We start from the raw sequence: 18,086 nt of genomic DNA, 5'->3' as shown, positions 1-18,086 counted from the left end.
AGTTTTTGATGCGATATGCACAATTATTAGGCAATTGCTATTTTGTTGGGAGTTATTGCATGGAGTTTCGTTGAGAGAACAAAGAGATGGCGGTAAAACATGCGCAACGCGCAACAGATAAGCGAATGATTATTCCTTTGGCACTGACCGAATCTCTGGTTCTTGACACCGTGGCTTTGACGCCGCCCGTTGCCCTTGCGCCGCTCGCAGGGATCACGGATTTGCCGTTTCGCCAGTTGGTGGCCTCTTTTGGTGCTGGCTGGGTGGTGAGCGAAATGGTGGCCAGTCAGGAAATGGTGCAAGCCAAACCCGGCGTGCGCGAACGTGCTGAACTCGGTTACGATGAAGAAGGTACTGCGGTGCAGATCGCGGGGCGGGAAGCTTATTGGATGGCGGAGGCCGCACGCATGGCGGCGGGCAATGGTGCTGCGATCATCGATATCAACATGGGCTGCCCGGCCAAGAAGGTGACGAACGGTTATTCTGGCTCTGCCTTGTTGCGCAAGCCGGATCACGCGTTGAGCTTGATCGAGGCGGTTGTGAAGGCTGTCGATGTGCCGGTCACCCTCAAGACACGGCTGGGGTGGGATGATGAAAGTCTTAATGCTGCTGATGTGGCGAAACGGGCCGAGAATGCGGGCATCAAGCTGGTCACGATCCACGGACGCACGCGTTGTCAGTTTTACAAAGGCACTGCGGATTGGGCAGCTATCGGCAAGATCAAAGAGGTGGTGTCGATCCCCGTCATTGCGAATGGTGATATCGTCGATGCCGGGACAGCCCGCCATGCTTTGCGCCTTTCAGGCGCGGATGGCGTCATGATTGGACGCGGTGCGCAGGGGCGACCTTGGGTGTTGGCGCAGGTGTCTGCGGCTTTGCATGGTACAGCAGTGCCGCACATCCCGCAGGGTCATGATCTGATTGAAATGGTATGCAAACATTACGAGGCGATGTTGTCTTTTTATGGCGCAGAACTGGGTCGCAAAGTCGCCCGCAAACACTTGGGCTGGTATATGGATGATGTCGGCACCGCAGCGGGCTTGCGCAAGGCCATACTGACCCACGGCAATCCGGCAGATGTGCTGCGGGATATTCCTGATGCACTCGATATGCAGGTGGCCGCATGATTTTGGGACAAGCCCTTTGGTCATCCTTGCCGGTGCCTTCGCTGATGCTTGATGGCGATGACGTCATCACGATGAGCAATCCTGCCGCCGAAAGCTTTTTAAACATGTCTACCAAGGCATTGGTGGGCGAAAAGCTTTGGGAAAAAGTGATGATTGATGCGCCACTTGAGGCGCCCTTTGCGCGTGCGCGCAAAAACCGGACCTCGCTGTTCGTGAACGACGTGGACGTTGGTAGCGGCGAACGCGCACCGATGTTGTGCAATTTGCAGTTTGCGCCTCTACAGGGGACAGATGACACGATGATCGTGATGATCAGCCCGCGCGAGATTGCGAGCCGGATCAATCAAAACCATTCGTCCGGCAAGGCCGCAAAATCGGCGATCGGCATGGCGGAAATGCTGGCCCATGAAATTAAAAACCCATTAGCGGGTATCACAGGGGCTGCACAGCTTTTGTCTATGGGGTTGACCCCGGAAGATCAGGAAATGACCGATCTGATTGTCGAAGAAAGCCGTCGCATTGTGAAGCTGCTTGAACAGGTGGAGCAGTTCGGCAATCTGCGCAAACCGGTCCTGAAGCCCGTGAACATCCACGACGTGCTGGACCGCGCCCGCCAATCGGCCGCTGTCGGGTTTGGTGCGCATATGCTATTTATTGAGGAATATGATCCATCCTTGCCGTCAACGCTGGCTGATGGGGATCAGCTTTTGCAGGTGTTTCTCAACCTTCTCAAGAATGCATCCGAAGCGGGGGGCGAGGCCGGTTCGATCCGGCTTCGCACGTTCTATGATACCGCGCTGCGCGTGCACCGGTCGGACGGAACACAAGCGCGCCTGCCGCTGCAGGTGGAAATCATTGATGATGGCCCAGGTCTGCCGCGCGAGATTGCGGACGATATTTTTGAACCCTTCGTATCGGGCAAGGAAAATGGCACCGGGCTTGGCCTTGCCTTGGTGTCCAAGCTGATTGGCGATGCTGGCGGATGGATATCCGTGGATAGCGTGCCGGGGCGCACCGTATTTCGGATATCGCTGCCGGTGGTGCCCAAAGACTATGAAACAGGAGAAGACTGATGGACGGGACAGTACTTGTTGCCGACGACGACCGCACAATTCGCACCGTGTTGACCCAGGCGTTGACCCGCGCGGGTTGCAAGGTACACGCGACCTCTTCCATCGTGACCCTGATGCGGTGGGTGGACGAAGGCAAAGGTGATCTGGTGATCTCGGATGTTGTGATGCCGGATGGGAACGGGTTGGACCAACTGCCCAAGATCGCCGAGGCACGCCCTGGCATGCCTGTGATCGTCATTTCGGCCCAGAACACCATCATGACCGCCATTCAGGCGGCAGAGGCCGACGCCTATGACTATCTGCCCAAGCCTTTCGATCTGCCCGATCTGATGAAACGTGCCGCCCGCGCCTTAGAGGTCAAGCGCCGCGCGCCTGTGACCCGTGCCCCGGACGTGACCGCAACAGAGCAGGGTGGTGATCTGCCTCTCGTCGGGCGGACACCCGTCATGCAGAACCTTTACCGTCTTGTCGCGCGGGTGATGAACACGCAACTGCCTGTGTTGATCACTGGCGAAAGCGGGACCGGCAAGTCGTTGATCGCACGCGCCGTACATGATTTTTCTGACAGGCGGAGCCTGCCGTTCGTGGTCGTTTCGGCCGGTGATCTGGAAGGGATGGATGGGCCATCGACAGTGCTGAGCCGCGCCAAAGGTGGCTCGATCCTGTTTGATGAGGTCAGTGACCTATCAGAACAGGCGCAAGGCCGCATCGTGCGGATGTTGGATAGTCTGGGTGACAATGCGCCGCGGATCATGTCGACCTCACAGTCCGACCTGATGGCACGGATGGAGGACGGGCATTTCCGCGAAGACCTGTTTTATCGTCTGGGTGGTGTCACGGTCGATGTGCCGTCTCTGCGCGAGCGGGTTGATGATATTCCGCTGTTGGCAGAGCATTTCTTGGCCCGCGCCGAGCGCGATGGCGCGCCGCTGCGCCGTTTTGGCGATTCCGCCCTCGATCTGGTGCGCGCCTATAGTTGGCCGGGCAACGTGCGGCAGTTGGAAAACGCGGTGCGACGATTGGTGTTTACGGCTGCAGAAGAGGAAATTACCCGTGCCGAGGTTGAGATGGTGCTGGGCAACCAGCCTGCCATTGAACCGCTGCGATCTGGCGGCGAGGGCGACAAGCTGAGCGCAAGCGTGGGCAAACACCTGCGCCGTTATTTTGATCTGCACGGGGGCGTTTTGCCGCCGCCTGGACTTTATAACCGAATCCTCAAAGAGGTTGAGGCCCCTTTGATCGAGATTGCACTGGATGCGACCGGTGGAAATCAGGCGAAATGTGCTGATTTACTTGGGATAAACCGCAATACACTGCGCAAGAAGATCACAGACCTCGATATCCGCGTGACACGGCGCCGCAAGTTGATGTAAAACCGCAACAGAACCGTGGCATGGCTACGTCAGCGTAGCGCAAAGACCACAGCAATTGGCGGTACCGTGAGGGCAACCTCACCTCAATAACAGGGCTTTGCGCGTGGGGCGTACCCTTCTGGGCTTGAATATGACGCGACTAAGCCGCTGGTTCCGCCAGCGGCACGTGCGGTCTGCGTTCACATTGGGGTTGGTCGTTGCTGCACCGGTTCTGGCCTTTCTGACCTACATCGTTGTGGGTCCACTGGACCGTGGTGCAGCCTCTACCGCGCTGCGTTTAATCCTGTTGTTAAACTTCATCTATGTACTGGTGGTTGCGGCACTCGTGATGCGGCAGGTGGCGCGGATGGTGTCTGCACGGCGCGCCAGATCAGCGGGTTCACAGTTGAGTCTGCGACTGACCGGTGTTTTTGCGCTGTCGGCGCTGGTCCCCATTGTTTTGGTTGCCGTGTTTTCCATTACGCTGATTTCCATTGCCTTGGATGGGCTGTTTTCGGAACCCGTGGGCAATGTTCTGCGGACGTCATTGACCACCGCGCAAGCCTATGAAGAAGAGCACCGACAGGAACTTACCCGCGACGGCCGCGGATTGGCGGCCTATCTGAACCGGGAACGCCGCGCGAACCTGTTTATGGATGATGGTGAGGTCAGGCGCGCCTTGGGTGACGTGCAGGCGCAGGTCGAACGGGGATTGAGCGAGGCTTTCGTGATTGACGGGCTTGGCACGATCACAGCGCGCGGTGCGCGGTCTTATGAGTTTGGGTATGAGCGCCCGTCGGCACAGGATTTCACCCGTGCTGATGAAACCGGGCTGGCGATCATTCAGGACTTTGCCAACAACGAATTCCGCGCCCTGATCCCACTAAGTGCGTTTCGGGATCGTTATCTTTATGTCACCCGTCCGGTGGATGGCAACGTCCTGTCCTTGCTGGACGATACCACCGAAACCGTAGCGCAATATGAGGAATTGCAGAACGAACGCGGCCAGCTGTTGTTCCAGTTTGGTCTGCTTTATCTGGGCTTTGCGGTTATTTTGATCCTTGGGGCGATTTGGGGCGGGCTTTGGTTTGCAGAGCGGCTGTCCCGTCCTGTGGGTCGCCTCGTGTCTGCGTCGCAGATGGTGGGTTCGGGCGATCTGGACGTGCGTGTGATTGAGGATGATGGCGAAGATGAGATTTCGCAGCTGGGCCATTACTTTAACCAGATGACCAGCCGCCTGAAGGGGCAGCGTGACCAGTTGATCGAAACCAACCAACGTACAGAACAGCGGGGGCGCTTGTTCGATTCTGTGCTGACCTCGGTCACGTCGGGTGTTGTGGGCCTCGATGCCTTTGGCCGTGTGACCTTTGTGAACCCATCGGCGCGACGCCTGCTTTCGGTCGAGGATCATCCGGAGGAAAGTGCAATCTCGGTCGCGATCCCGGAATTCGCTGATCTGTTTACGCAGGTTTGCGAAACCGATGTTGAAAACGTGCAAGAGCAGATCAACCTGATCCGCAAAGGCCAACAGGAAAGCCTGCTTGTGCGCATGGCCCAGCGTCGCAATCTGGACGGTACGCTGGAAGGCTATGTTGTGGCCTTTGATGATGTCACCGATCTGGTCAGCGCACAGCGGATGGCGGCCTGGGGTGATGTGGCACGTCGCATCGCGCATGAGATCAAAAACCCGCTGACGCCGATCCAACTGTCCGCTGAACGCATCAACCGCAAGTTTCAAAAACAGGTCGGCCATGATGCCGACAAGCTGGAACAGATGACCGATGTGATCGTGCGGCAAACCAATGACCTGCGGCGCATTGTCGATGAATTTTCGAAGTTTGCGCGCATGCCGGAGCCTGAGCTGCACCTCAACGACATGACGCAACTGGTCCATGACGCGCTCTCATTGCAGATTGCCGGGCAACCGGACGTGCATTTCGCGGCGAGCATCCCCGAAGAGGCGGTGCTGGTGGATATGGACGACACGATGATTGGGCAGGCCTTGACCAATCTGCTGAAAAACGCAGGCGAGGCGACCCAAACCTATATTCAACGCCATACGCCCGAAGCGTATCGCCCGGAAATCCAGTTGCGCATGTCCTACGACGCGCGCAACGTCACGATCAAAATCTCGGACAACGGGATCGGCCTGCCACAGGACCGCGCCCGTTTGTTTGAACCCTACGTCACGACACGCGGCGAAGGGACAGGCCTTGGCCTGCCCATCGTCAAGAAGATCATTGAGGAGCACGGCGGCACACTGACCCTGACCGATGCCGATCCTTTCGCAGGCCATGACCACGCGGGGGCCTGCGCCATTATTCAACTACCCGCTGCTGCGCAATCTGCGCGGGCACCTAAAATTCCAGCATGAGGTAAACCCATGGGCGATATTCTGATTACGGACGATGAACGCGACATTCGCGAACTTATCTCAGAAATTCTGATTGATGAGGGGTATACGACACGGCTTGCGGGCACATCTGATGAATGCATGGCCCAGATCGCGGCAGAGCAGCCTGCGCTGATGATCCTCGATATCTGGTTGAAAGACAGCAATATGGACGGGATTGATATCCTCAAATCCGTCAAGCGCGATCACCCTGATGTGCCGATTGTCATCATTTCAGGCCACGGCAATATTGAAATTGCTGTCGCGGCCATCAAACAGGGGGCTTACGATTTCATCGAAAAGCCCTTTAACATCGATCAGTTGCTGGTTGTCATCCGGCGCGCGATGGAAACCTCGCGGCTGCGTCGCGAAAACGTTGAATTGAAGCGCGGTGAAGGTCACACAGCCGAGATGATAGGCGACAGTGCCGCCTTTCGCACATTGAAGTCACAGCTGGACAAGGTGACAAAATCCAATGGGCGGGTGATGCTGACAGGCCCTGCAGGCGCCGGCAAGGAAATCGCGGCGCGCTATATTCATGCCAATTCTAACCGGGCCTCTGCGCCTTTTGTGGTCGTCAACTCTGCCTCGATTGAGCCTGAACGCATGGAAGAAGTGCTTTTCGGTCGTGAAGACGGTGGACGCGGCATCGATCAGGGCTTGCTGGAAGAGGCGAACGGCGGTGTTGTCTACTTTGACGAGATTGCAGATATGCCGCTGGGAACCCAATCAAAAATCCTGCGAGTCTTGGTCGAACAGCGGTTTCAACGTGTGGGGGGCAACGACAAGGTGCAAGTCGATCTGCGCGTTATTTCCAGCACGAACCGCGATTTACCGACGGCGATTGAAATGGGAACGTTCCGTGAAGAGCTCTATCATCGCCTGAACGTCGTGCCGATTGCCGTGCCGTCACTGGAAGAACGGCGCGAGGATATACCACTATTGGCCGAACATTTCATCGAGACCTGCAACAAAGCTCAGGGTTTGCCGCTGCGCAAACTGGCTGAAGATGCGCGCGCGTTGCTGCAAACCATGCTTTGGCCGGGGAATGTGCGTCAGTTGAAAAATGTCGTGGAACGTGTTCTTATTCTTGGGGAAAATACAGGTGATATCAGGGCTAAGGAACTCCCCAATAGTGATGAGGGCGGCGGTGAGGAAGGCCGTATCGTACTGGCTGGTGGGTTGGCCACGCTGCCCTTGCGTGAGGCGCGCGAATTGTTTGAACGCGAGTATCTGCTGACCCAGATTAACCGTTTTGGTGGCAATATCAGCCGGACAGCTGCTTTCGTGGGCATGGAACGGTCGGCCTTGCACCGCAAGCTAAAGTCCTTGGGGGTTGTGACCACAAACAAGGCTGGTGGCCGCGTGGCATATGTTGAAAGCGACGACGCATGAAAGTGATCATCTGCGGCGCAGGGCAGGTTGGCTGGCAGATTGCCCGCCATTTGTCGGGCGAAAATAACGATGTCACAGTTGTTGACAACAACCCCGAACTGGTGCGGCGCGCGACAGATACCCTGGATGTGCAGGGGATCGCGGGCAACGCAAGCTATCCTGATGTACTGGACCGTGCAGGCGCGTCCGATGCTGATATGGTGATCGCGGCGACCTATTCGGATGAGGTCAACATGGTCACCTGTCAGGTGGCCCATTCGGTGTTTTCGGTCCAACGCAAGATTGCGCGATTGCGCGCGCAAAATTACCTTGATCCGTCCTATGCCGATCTTTACCGCCGCAACCACCTGCCGATTGACGTGGTAATCTCGCCCGAACGCGAAGTGGCAGAGGCAGCTTTGCAGCGATTGGCGGCCCCTGCGGCCTTTGATACCGAAAGCTTTCTGGAGGGGCGTGCGCAGCTTTTGGGTATCACAATTGATCAGGATTGCCCTGTGATCAATACGCCGCTGCGGCAATTGACGGATCTTTTTTCAACATTGCGTGCGGTTGTCGTTGGCATTCGCCGGGACGGTGCTTTGTTTGTCCCTTCGGCTGGTGATCAGGTTTTCCCCGACGACGAAATCTACGTCTTTACCGATACCGAGGATATGACACGCACGCTTGAAATTTTTGGCAAAACCCAGTCAAAACAGGAACGTATCGTGATTATCGGTGGCGGTAATGTGGGTCTTGGGGTCGCACAGGCGCTGGAGGCACGGACTGAGCGCGTGCGCGTGAAAATGATCGAAAACCGCCGTGAATGTGCAGAGCGCGCGGCAGATGCGCTGGACCGGACGATTGTGTTAAACGGTGATGGGCTTGATAGCGCGCTTTTGGAAGAGGCAAATATCACGACCGCTGATGCGGTATTGGCGGTCACGGATGATGATAAAACGAACCTGCTCGCGGCAGTGCGCGCCAAGGAAATGGGCTGTCCGATGGCGATTTCCCTGGTGAATGATCCAACGCTCATCCCGTTGATGGCACCGCTGAATATTGATGCTTATATCAACCCGCGCGCCACGACCGTCAGTTCGATCCTGCGCCATATCCGGCACGGGCGGGTGCGCGGCGTTTATTCCATCGGTGACGCAGAGGCAGAAGTGATCGAAGCACAAGTGCTTAGCACATCACCCATCGCAGGCCAGAAAGTGAAGGATATCGATTTCCCCGAAGGCACGCTGATTGGCGCAGTCTTGCAGCAGGGCAAAATCGTGCGCCCTACCGGTGAGACGCGGATTGAGGAAGGCAATGTCATCACCATCTTTGCGATGTCGGACGATGTACCCGAAGTGGAACGCCTGTTGCAGGTTTCGATAGACTTCTTCTGATGGGTTGGATCGTTCGCCTGCCATTCTTCGTGATCCTGATGGGTCTGGGTGCGATTGCGATGCTGCTGCCTGCGGGGCATGCTGTGGTGCTGGAAGATTTCAACACCATGCGGGTGTTTTTCTATGGGTTTATCTTATTTTCCGTTCTGACTTTGACAATCGGCTTAGCAACAGCTGGATATGCACCACGCAGTGTGGCGAGAAGCCAATTGATCGGACTGCTGGCAGCCTTTAGTGCTTTGCCCATCATGTTCGCAATCCCGTTTTATGTGGCGGTGAGCAACACCAGCTTTCTGCATGCGTGGTTTGAAATGGTATCAAGCTTCACCACAACCGGGGCCACGGTCTATGACACGGCGGGTCGGTTGACGCCATCACAGCACCTTTGGCGAGGGCTGGTCGGCTGGATGGGCGGGCTGTTGGTGTGGATCACGGCTGTATCCATTTTTGCACCGATGAACCTTGGCGGGTTTGAGGTGCGCGCCGCCGGAAATGCAGGCAAGGGGGCAACGGGTACATTTTCGCAGATTGCGCAAATCGCCGATCCGTCCGAGCGGTTGCTGCGCTATACGCTGACGCTGGCACCGATCTATATCGCTTTGACCGGCGCTTTGTGGATTGGTTTGGTGATCGCAGGAGAGTTTCCCTACATCGCACTGATGCACGCGATGTCGACACTTTCGACATCTGGGATCTCCGCGATTGGTGGGCTTTATTTTGCGGCCTCGCGGTTTTGGGGCGAATTACTGATCTTTTGCTTTTTTATCTTCGCGCTATCGCGGCTGACCTTCAGCAGTGGTTTGATCGGAGAGCGCGATCAAGGCTTGCGGCGTGACCCGGAATTTATCACCGCGTTGATCCTGATCGGTACAGTGACATCGCTGCTGTTTCTGCGGCATTTCATCGGGGCTGTAGATCAGGCAGAAACCGCAAACGCGCAAGAGGTGGCGTCTGCCCTTTGGGGGGCTTTGTTTACAGTCACCTCTTTTTTGACAACCACAGGGTTCGAGTCCCACTATTGGGATGGGGCAACAGACTGGTCTGGGCTCAGCACGCCGGGGCTTTTCCTGATCGGCATGGCGCTGATCGGGGGCGGTGTGGCGACCACCGCAGGCGGGGTCAAACTACTGCGGATTTATGCGCTTTACCGGCATGGGGAACGTGAGCAAGAACGTTTGCTGCATCCATCATCCATCGGGGGCGGCGGCAAAGATGCGCGACGGATTCGCAAGAAGGGCGCATATATATCGTGGATATTCTTCATGCTTTTCGCGCTCAGCATCGCCGCCGTGATGCTGATGCTGTCACTGACGGGGGTGCAATTTGAAACCGCCATGGTGTTATCTGTTGCCGCTCTGTCTACGACCGGGCCGCTGGCCTCTGTCGCCGCGGAAACGCCGATCGCTTATTCAGGTATCCCTGACGCGGCCAAGGTGATTTTAGCTTTTGCAATGGTGCTGGGCCGGTTGGAGGCATTGGCGATTATCGCGCTCTTCAATCCTGAAATCTGGCAGCGCTAAGCGCTTCATTTGAATTGTATTTTGGGGGTGGAAAGTCCCTTAAACCCGCGACATACTACGGCCAATACCTCTGGGGGGCCGGTGCGCGGCCGTAAGAATAAGAAAAAGGGTGTCGCGATGGCTGCCGATAAAGCAAATCTGCAAGATGCATTTCTCAACCATGTCCGCAAGGTCAAGGTTCCCGTAACTATTTTTTTGGTGAATGGGGTGAAATTGCAAGGCGTGATCACATGGTTTGACAGCTTTTGCGTGCTTTTGCGTCGTGATGGTCAATCACAGCTTGTCTACAAAAGCGCGATTTCCACAATCATGCCAGCACAGCCGATCAGCCTTTACGAAGGTGAAGAGTAGCATTGCTCGAACACGACCGCCCCATTACGCGGGCTTGGGTACTGCATCCCGATCTGAAAACAGACTACAGCCGCCGTGCGGCTGAACCCGCCTTGGAAGAAGGCGTGTCATTGGCCGCCGCGTTGCCGGATTTGCAAGTTGTCGGCGCGGACGTCGTGCGTCTACCACGCATTCACCCCGGCAAACTGTTTGGTAAGGGCAAGATTGAAGAACTCAAACATGTGTTCCATGATGCTGAGGTCGAATTGGTTCTGATTGATGGACCGGTGACGCCCGTTCAGCAACGAAATCTTGAAAAGGAATGGGGCGTAAAGCTCTTGGACCGCACGGGTCTGATTTTGGAGATTTTCAGTGACCGTGCGCGCACCTCTGAAGGTGTCTTGCAGGTCGAGATGGCGGCGCTTTCATATCAGCGCACGCGGCTGGTGCGCGCATGGACACACCTTGAACGTCAGCGCGGCGGATTGGGCTTTGTCGGTGGCCCCGGTGAAACCCAGATCGAAGCTGACCGCCGTGCGATTGATGAACAGCTCAACCGGTTGCGCAAGCAGCTCGCCAAAGTCGTCAAAACCCGTGAACTCCATCGCGCCTCGCGTGCAAAAGTGCCATTCCCGATTGTAGCTTTGGTTGGCTACACAAACGCGGGCAAGTCGACCCTGTTCAACCGGCTCACGGGGGCAGAGGTCTTTGCCAAAGACATGCTCTTCGCCACGCTTGATCCGACGATGCGCAAGATCGTTTTGCCGACCGGGGACGAGGTGATCATGTCCGACACCGTGGGTTTCATCAGTGATCTGCCAACCGAACTGGTCGCGGCCTTCCGCGCGACCTTGGAAGAGGTGCTGGATGCTGACCTGATCGTGCATGTGCGTGACATCAGCCATCCGCAAACCGAAGAGCAGGCGGCAGATGTGCATGCGATCCTGCAAAGCCTTGGGGTGGCAGAGGAAGCGCCGATCATTGAGGTGTGGAACAAGACCGACCTGTTGGAAGGGGACGCACGAGACGCGGTGCTGACGCAAGCGGCGCGTCTGGATGATTTATTCGCAGTCTCAGCAATCACGGGCGAGGGGATGGACCCGCTGTTGGCGGCAATCCCCGACAAGCTGAAAGACCCGCGGACGGAAGAAAAGCTGTCGCTGCCGTTCGCCGACGGCAAGAAACGCGCATGGCTGTTTGAGGCAGGTGTGGTGACAGATGAGGCGCAGACTGAAGAAGGCTATGACCTGACGGTGTTTTGGACGGCATTGCAAAAAGAGCGGTTTGTACGGTTGTAAGTAAGTGGTCCGTTATGTGGACGAAGCCGTTACTTAAGCATTTCGAACCAAGGCAAGGTTTCATAAGACGCGAAACCACCGAGTTCAACCGTTCCTACACAAAGCAAGTCCTCAAGACCAACTTGAACGCTCGCTGTGCATTAGATCAGATTGGCGAGATCATTCACCGCTTTAAGAACTTGAGGGCCGTTTGTGTGAATACCTCTGCCTGTTCGCCAAAGATGGGGCAATGGCCAGCATCGGGCAGAATCCACAGACTTGCCTCGCCGATATTGGAATAAAGCTCTACGGCGCTCGAAATCGGGTAAAGGGGATCCTGATCTCCATGCACAATGAGGCTTGGGCCCTGAATGAGGCCAAGAACGGCCGGTGTGAAATTCACATCCCAGTAGCTGGCGTGAAATCCTTGTGCGGTTTCGAATAGGCGGCGCACCTGATCATCTCCGCCAGGATGTTTTCTGCGCAGCTCATCCCAAGCCTCCTTTGGTTGCTGCTCTGGTCCCGCTTGCGCCATGAGTTGTCTTGCCACGTCAGGAAAATAGGGTGCGGTGCTGATGAGAACTGAACGAGTCACAAGCTCGGGCTTACGCGTCGCAATGTGCAAAAGCACCTGTGCCCCACCGCTCATCCCCATGGCGGGCAGTGATCCGTACCCCATCTCTTCAAGGTCCGCGATGATCAAGCGCGCGCTTTCCTCAAAAGTGAATGAATCAAGGGAAGGTGAAAGGCCATGCCCAGGCAAATCAGGCATGAGACACTTAAATCCTATCACGGCATCACCGAACACAGCGCCCCAGTCCGCGCCAATACCGGTAAACCCGTGCAGCAACAGAAGCGGCGGCCCTTCGCCGCCATATGTCCAGTTCAACCGCATTTTCAGTGTCCCGTAACCCTGTTTGTCAAAATGGTAATTGTGGACGCCAGTTACAGTCACCTAACGCGCTGCGCAACCAAGCTTCTCGGCACGGGCTAAGTAGACAATTGGGGCCTACGCCCCACTACTGTGGGCTTAGCTCCTCGGACAAAAGTTGACGTTGAAATTCGGCGCAGCGTCTTACACTTTGCGGGCGAAACGGTCATTCACCAGATGGCGTCAAAACCGTCACCCCAACCGCCGCTGCCCGCGCCAAATCAGGATCAAGCGACATCGGAATGTATTCACCGCGCCGCCATAGCTCGCCCAGATTGTCGTAGTGTCGTGACAGCGGATGCCCTGATTGCCCTGTCGAGGTGATGAACACTGAACTGTCGGGATCGGCGAAGTCGTATACCCCCCGATAGGCCCCGGCGTGGACGTTGTAAAACGGGTGTGGATCAACGCCAGAGGTTTTGGCCCGTTGCAGCGTGTGATCGCCACCGCTGGTGGATTGCCGGATATTGACCACCCATTCAAGGATCGGCGTATTGCCCAGAACGGGGTGATCATGGGTCGCTACATGCGCATCGCCCCAGCGCACGGCCTCGACCGCACCACCGTAGTTTTCGGTGATCCAGAGCAGCGCATCATCCAGCGATTGCCGGGCGATATCGGTACAGCTTTCCACCGGGGCGGATTGGATCACGTCGCACCAGATGCTCGCACCGTTGATGTCGCGTAGCACCCGTTCGATGAAGACGGGTTCGATATGGGTGAATTCCTCGGCCAGTGGTCCCAGCTCATCCCGGATCAGCCGTTGCTGGAACGCACGAACCCATGCTGCATAAATCAGCGGCTCTGGTAGGTGTTCGTTCATTTCACCGTTCCATGCCGATAGCAGGTTCAACGCAATCTGACGCTGCCGTTCAGGCGTGCCGTCAGGGGCGGCGTCGCCTGTGAACCACAGATCAGCGCCCATGAGCGTTGACAGGGTGCGGGCGGTAAAGCTGACCGTGTCCAGCTGCGCCTCGATAAAGCTGTCGCGGGTATGCACCTCGCGCGCCTGCATTAGGCGACGCCAGCGATTGACCCGTTGGGTGTCACCCCATTTATGGGTGATATGGCGGGGGAAAGGACGATCCACCGTCTTATTGTTGGTGTTGCCCAGAATGCCGCCGGGCGGATCAAGGAATTCCGGATTATCGCTGTAAGGAAAGCGCCCCTGCCAGCGGTTTTCAGGTAGGTAACCAAAGGCGGGCAGGCGGCCCTGACTTTGATGGCCCACATCGCGCGCGGGAATGGCACCGACGGTTTTCATTGAGATGCGGTTGCGATCGGCCAGCGTCAGGTTTTGTGCTGGCGCGATAAAGTCCTCACCGGCGGTGATGGCCTCTTCCACAGAGCGTGCGTGGTTCAAGTCGAACGCAGCGGACATAGTGGTGTCACGGTCGGATAGGGCGGTCCATGAAATAGCTGTGACATGCCCGGGTGGGGTAATCGTGCCAAGGTCATATTGGCCGCGCGGCATCACCGGGCCGTTCGCTGTCCAGCGCAGGCGCAATGTGACCGCTGCGCCGTCTTTGACGTTAACGATGCTATCGCGCGTCCGAAACGGCACCCAGCCGTTGGGGCTGCGGTATTCTTCAGGGTTGTCGGGGTTCACCTCTTCGACCATGATATCCACGTCATCGACCTTGGCCGTGGTCACGCCCCATCCCAAAGCATCGCTGCGCCCGCTCAGTACCAATGGCATACCGGGGATTGTCCCGCCGATGACACCGCCTGTTTCAAGCTCTAGCCGCGCAAGATACCAGATCGATGGCGCGGTCAGCCCCAGATGCGGATCATTGGCCAGCAAGGTTGATCCTGTCGTTGAGCGCGACGCGCTTGCCGCCCAAGCGTTCGACGCCCCCCGCAGCGGCGCCGGTTTGACTGGCGACAACGGATCATGGGCCAAGCGCATGTTGGGCGTATAAGGGGCCACACCCGGCACAAGGCTGGCATATTCGGGCAAGGCCGCGATACCGCTGGTCGGGTCATCGGGCAAAATGTCACGCAATCGGTCATTGTCGAGCAACAGTGATGTGCGCGCGCGCAGCACTTCATCTTCAAGGCCGGACGTCAGGTCAAGCGCCATCAGCTTGAGCACCGCAATGGAGTCAGCGGGTTGCCAAGGAGCTATTGCATGGTTGAACAGCCACATCTCTGGCGCTCCGCGGCCCAACGCGCCTTTGTTCACCTCTGCCAACCATGCGTTCACGCCACTGGAATAGGCTTCGAGATAGGCTTTCGCCTCATCCGTTTGCGCATCAACCGAGTTGACTGACAAAGTATAGAGGTCAAACCTCCGCAGCACTTCATCAATCCTGACGGTGCGTTCCCCGAACAGCTCGGACAGTCGCCCTTGGGCTGTGCGCCGCAGCATCGTCATCTGCCAAAGGCGGTCTTGCGCATGTGCATAGCCAAGGGCGAAATAGACGTCTTCGTCCGTATCGCCAAAAATATGCGGGACGTTGGCGTTGTCGCGCACGATCTCGACCGGTGCCGAGATGTCGGCCACTGCGCTCGTGGTATTGTAGTCGGGCAGAGACCTTGAGGCAAAGTAATAGGCCAGCGCTATCGCCGCCACGCTTAGAAAAATCAGGGCAGTGGCAAGTCGGACAAGCCAGCGAAAGATCAGCGCCATAGGGTCCTCGGGGTGTTAAGTCTGCCCTGTTCTAACAGGGCAGACAGTAAGGACAAGTTATCGTTCCGGGATCAGGCCGCGCGGGCTGAACCGCAAGACCAGCAACAGGATAACGCCCATGGTGAACAGGCGCATATGTGCTGCGGATTCGATCATACGGTCTTTCAGCGCGCTGCCATCCGCCAGCCCACTGCTGAGGATATTCATCAGCCCCAGCCCCAAGGGTTCAACCTGTACCCAAAGCCACCAGATCAGCATACCGCCCAGCACCGCGCCAAAGTTATTGCCGGACCCGCCGACAATGACCATGACCCAGATCAGGAAGGTAAAGCGCAAGGGCTGATAGGTGCCGGGTGTGAGTTGGCCGTCCAGTGTCGTCATCATTGCACCCGCCACGCCACATACGGCGGATCCAAGGATAAAGATTTGCAAATGGCGCCCTTTGACGTCCTTGCCCATCGCCTCGGCTGCCGTTTCATTGTCGCGGATCGCGCGCATCATACGGCCCCATGGGCTGTTCAGCGCCTTTTGGGCAAGCCAGAGGATGATCAGCAGAACGATGGTAAACAGAATGGCATACCCAATCTTTGTGTAAAGCGTCGAAGCCGTCACCGGGTCCAGCCCAAGGCTGGCGGCCCGCTCGACGAAACCGGGGTCTTGTTGCAGGTCAATCTCGTAAGGCACGGGGCGGTCCAGGCCGATCACGTTTTTGACGCCACGCGCAAGCCAGTCTTCGTTCTTCAAAACCGCAATGATGATCTCGGCAATCCCCAGCGTTGCAATCGCCAGATAGTCGGACCGCAGACCAAGGGCCGTTTTGCCAATCACCCACGCCGCGCCAGCGGCCAGCAGACCACCCACAGGCCAGCTAAGCAGGATTGGCAGGTTCAGACCGCCCAGGTTGCCGGTAGAGGCGGGGTTCACCGCCTCAACCGCCACTTTTCCGGGATCGAAGACGGCGCGGTACAGGAAGAAACCGCCAACAAGGATCACAAGCGTCGCGATCGTCTTGACCCGGCCTTCCAACCGCTTTTGCGCCTGAACGGCAGCAACAACCGTCAACGCGCCCAAGACGAGCCCGGCCATGATGCGCAGACCACCCGCCTGCCATGCCTCTGGCACGGGATCGGTCGAGACCAGTACAGTGGCCAAGCCACCAAGTGCAACAAACCCCATGACACCAATGTTAAAGAGCCCGGCAAAGCCCCATTGCAGGTTCACACCCAACGCCATGATCGCCGAAATCAGCCCCATGTTCAGGATCAGCAAGGCCGAGTTCCAGCCTTGGATCATGCCCGTTCCTATCAGAAGGACGGCGACAAGCCCAAAAAGGGCGGTATCTCTGACTTGGGTGCTCATACCGATTGTCCTTTGAACAGGCCGGTGGGTTTGAACAGCAGCACGATGATCAAGATCGCAAAGCTGACGGCGAATTTATAGTCGGTAGAAAGAAGCTGGACGAGGCCATCGGGCTCAAGGCTTTCGGGCATCAGATAGGTCAGCACTTTCTTCCATGCGTAGGTGATGGTGACCTCGCTGAAAGCGATCACAAAGCCACCGGCGATGGCTCCCAATGGGTTACCAAGACCACCGACAATAGCGGCCGCAAAGATCGGTAGCAGCAGTTGGAAATAGGTGAATGCCTTGAAGGATTTATCAAGACCGTAAAGGACGCCAGCAGTGGTCGCGAGGGCTGCAACGATCATCCATGTGACCTTGACCACCCAATCGGGGTTGATCCCTGATAGCAGTGCCAAGTCTTCATTGTCGGAAAACGCCCGCATGGATTTGCCAGTGCGGGTTTTGTTGAGAAACCAGAACAAAAGTGCCATCGCAATGAGCGCTACAACCACAGTAATCACCTGTGTTGTCCTGATCGCCAGACCTTCGCGCAGCCCGGTCAGGTCGCGGAATTCGCGCGCCGTAATAATGAACCTTTCGCCATCGGCAAAGCGGATGTCATCCACCCCAATATAAAACCGCACGATCCCGTTCATTACGAACATCACACCCATGGACACGATCACAAGGATCACCGGAGAGGCCTTTTGCTGGCGATAGAATTGGTAAACCAGCCAATCAATCAACAAGACCAGTACGATCGTTGCTCCGATCCCAAAGGGCAGGGCGAGCAGCGCCGTCGGCAGTGGCCCGAATGACACCCCCATGGCGATCAAAAGCGCCGTCATCTTGATCGTGACGGCTGTGCCAAAAGCCATCGTATCGCCATGGGCGAAGTTTGAGAAACGCAGGATACCGTAAATCATCGTGACACCCAGCGCGCCAATGGCAAGCTGCGCGCCATAGGCAAGGCCCGGGACAAAGACAAAGTTCGCGAATGCGACAAGGGCGTTGAGGAAGTCCATTTCGTTACTCCGTACAGACCAAGCCGTGCATGCGATGTTCTGAGTTCCAGAGCATGCACCACAAGCTTCCTTCGCGTTTTTGTGGGGCCGCATCTGTGACCATTACGCGTGCTTCGTTTACTATTGCGGCTTCGCTGGGGTGCAGAGCGGGCGAGCCATCCGCGATGAAAACACCCGGCTGTGTTTCGACCCATATCGCCATATTGGTAGGGATGATGCGACCGTCGTAGGTCTTGCCGAAAAGATCTTCTCCGGGTTCAAACCATGTGCTGTATTCCATGACATCTTGTGCCTTGCTTGCGGTCGGAACTGATGTCG

Annotated in this window: 14 protein-coding genes; 9 read left to right on the top strand and 5 right to left on the bottom strand. The window is 56.9% G+C overall.

What is annotated here, in order from left to right:
- The first annotated feature begins 125 nt into the window (after positions 1–125).
- The 9 genes from dusB to hflX all read left to right on the top strand — a co-directional run bounded on the left by dusB (position 126) and on the right by hflX (position 11,860).
- Positions 126–1,127 (top strand): tRNA dihydrouridine synthase DusB, encoded by a 1,002-nt coding sequence (dusB, locus tag BC777_RS03750; protein ID WP_100367986.1) that lies wholly within the window; start codon positions 126–128, stop codon positions 1,125–1,127.
- Complete coding sequence (locus tag BC777_RS03745) at positions 1,124–2,200, top strand: two-component system sensor histidine kinase NtrB (RefSeq protein ID WP_100366801.1); 1,077 nt, start codon at positions 1,124–1,126, stop codon at positions 2,198–2,200. The genes dusB and BC777_RS03745 overlap by 4 nt, the downstream gene beginning before the upstream one ends.
- On the top strand, positions 2,200–3,573 hold the full coding sequence (locus BC777_RS03740; protein ID WP_168769068.1) for a response regulator: 1,374 nt from the start codon (positions 2,200–2,202) through the stop codon (positions 3,571–3,573). Before BC777_RS03745 ends, BC777_RS03740 begins: the two co-directional genes overlap by 1 nt.
- 130 nt (positions 3,574–3,703) lie before the next feature.
- A complete protein-coding gene (locus tag BC777_RS03735; protein WP_100367985.1) occupies positions 3,704–5,926 on the top strand; it encodes a sensor histidine kinase in 2,223 nt (740 codons plus the stop codon).
- A 9-nt stretch (positions 5,927–5,935) separates the two neighbouring features.
- The gene (gene ntrX, locus BC777_RS03730) at positions 5,936–7,339 is read left to right on the top strand and encodes a nitrogen assimilation response regulator NtrX (RefSeq protein WP_100366799.1); all 1,404 of its coding nucleotides are present in this window, start codon (positions 5,936–5,938) and stop codon (positions 7,337–7,339) included.
- Positions 7,336–8,712 (top strand): Trk system potassium transporter TrkA, encoded by a 1,377-nt coding sequence (gene trkA, locus BC777_RS03725; protein ID WP_100366798.1) that lies wholly within the window; start codon positions 7,336–7,338, stop codon positions 8,710–8,712. The genes ntrX and trkA overlap by 4 nt, the downstream gene beginning before the upstream one ends.
- Positions 8,712–10,232: a TrkH family potassium uptake protein gene (locus tag BC777_RS03720; RefSeq protein ID WP_100366797.1), complete on the top strand. Its 1,521-nt coding sequence runs from the start codon at positions 8,712–8,714 to the stop codon at positions 10,230–10,232. Before trkA ends, BC777_RS03720 begins: the two co-directional genes overlap by 1 nt.
- 117 nt (positions 10,233–10,349) lie before the next feature.
- Positions 10,350–10,583, top strand: coding sequence for an RNA chaperone Hfq (gene hfq, locus BC777_RS03715; protein WP_008235856.1), 234 nt, complete (start codon positions 10,350–10,352; stop codon positions 10,581–10,583).
- Positions 10,584–10,585: 2 nt separating this feature from the next.
- Positions 10,586–11,860 carry a GTPase HflX gene (gene hflX / locus BC777_RS03710; protein WP_100366796.1) on the top strand — a complete coding sequence of 425 codons (1,275 nt, stop codon included), beginning with the start codon at positions 10,586–10,588 and terminating at the stop codon, positions 11,858–11,860.
- 163 nt (positions 11,861–12,023) lie between these two features.
- On the opposite strand, the gene BC777_RS03705 is transcribed toward hflX, so the two are convergent.
- The 5 genes from BC777_RS03705 to BC777_RS03685 all read right to left on the bottom strand — a co-directional run bounded on the left by BC777_RS03705 (position 12,024) and on the right by BC777_RS03685 (position 18,048).
- Entirely contained in the window at positions 12,024–12,734 is a 711-nt protein-coding gene (locus BC777_RS03705) for an alpha/beta fold hydrolase (protein WP_100366795.1), read from the bottom strand.
- A 202-nt stretch (positions 12,735–12,936) separates the two neighbouring features.
- On the bottom strand, positions 12,937–15,402 hold the full coding sequence (locus BC777_RS03700) for a penicillin acylase family protein (RefSeq protein ID WP_100366794.1): 2,466 nt from the start codon (positions 15,400–15,402) through the stop codon (positions 12,937–12,939).
- A 57-nt stretch (positions 15,403–15,459) separates the two neighbouring features.
- Positions 15,460–16,761, bottom strand: a complete 1,302-nt coding sequence (locus BC777_RS03695; RefSeq protein WP_100366793.1) for a branched-chain amino acid ABC transporter permease — start codon at positions 16,759–16,761, stop codon at positions 15,460–15,462.
- Positions 16,758–17,768 carry a branched-chain amino acid ABC transporter permease gene (locus tag BC777_RS03690; RefSeq protein WP_100366792.1) on the bottom strand — a complete coding sequence of 337 codons (1,011 nt, stop codon included), beginning with the start codon at positions 17,766–17,768 and terminating at the stop codon, positions 16,758–16,760. Before BC777_RS03690 ends, BC777_RS03695 begins: the two co-directional genes overlap by 4 nt.
- Positions 17,769–17,772: 4 nt before the next feature.
- On the bottom strand, positions 17,773–18,048 hold the full coding sequence (locus BC777_RS03685) for a hypothetical protein (protein ID WP_133122508.1): 276 nt from the start codon (positions 18,046–18,048) through the stop codon (positions 17,773–17,775).
- Positions 18,049–18,086: the final 38 nt, after the last annotated feature.

It is taken from the genome of Yoonia maricola, from assembly GCF_002797915.1.
Taxonomy (GTDB): Bacteria; Pseudomonadota; Alphaproteobacteria; order Rhodobacterales; family Rhodobacteraceae; genus Yoonia; species Yoonia maricola.
The sequence above is the reverse complement of the archived record's forward strand: the minus strand, read 5'-3'. Positions and strand labels throughout refer to the sequence as shown.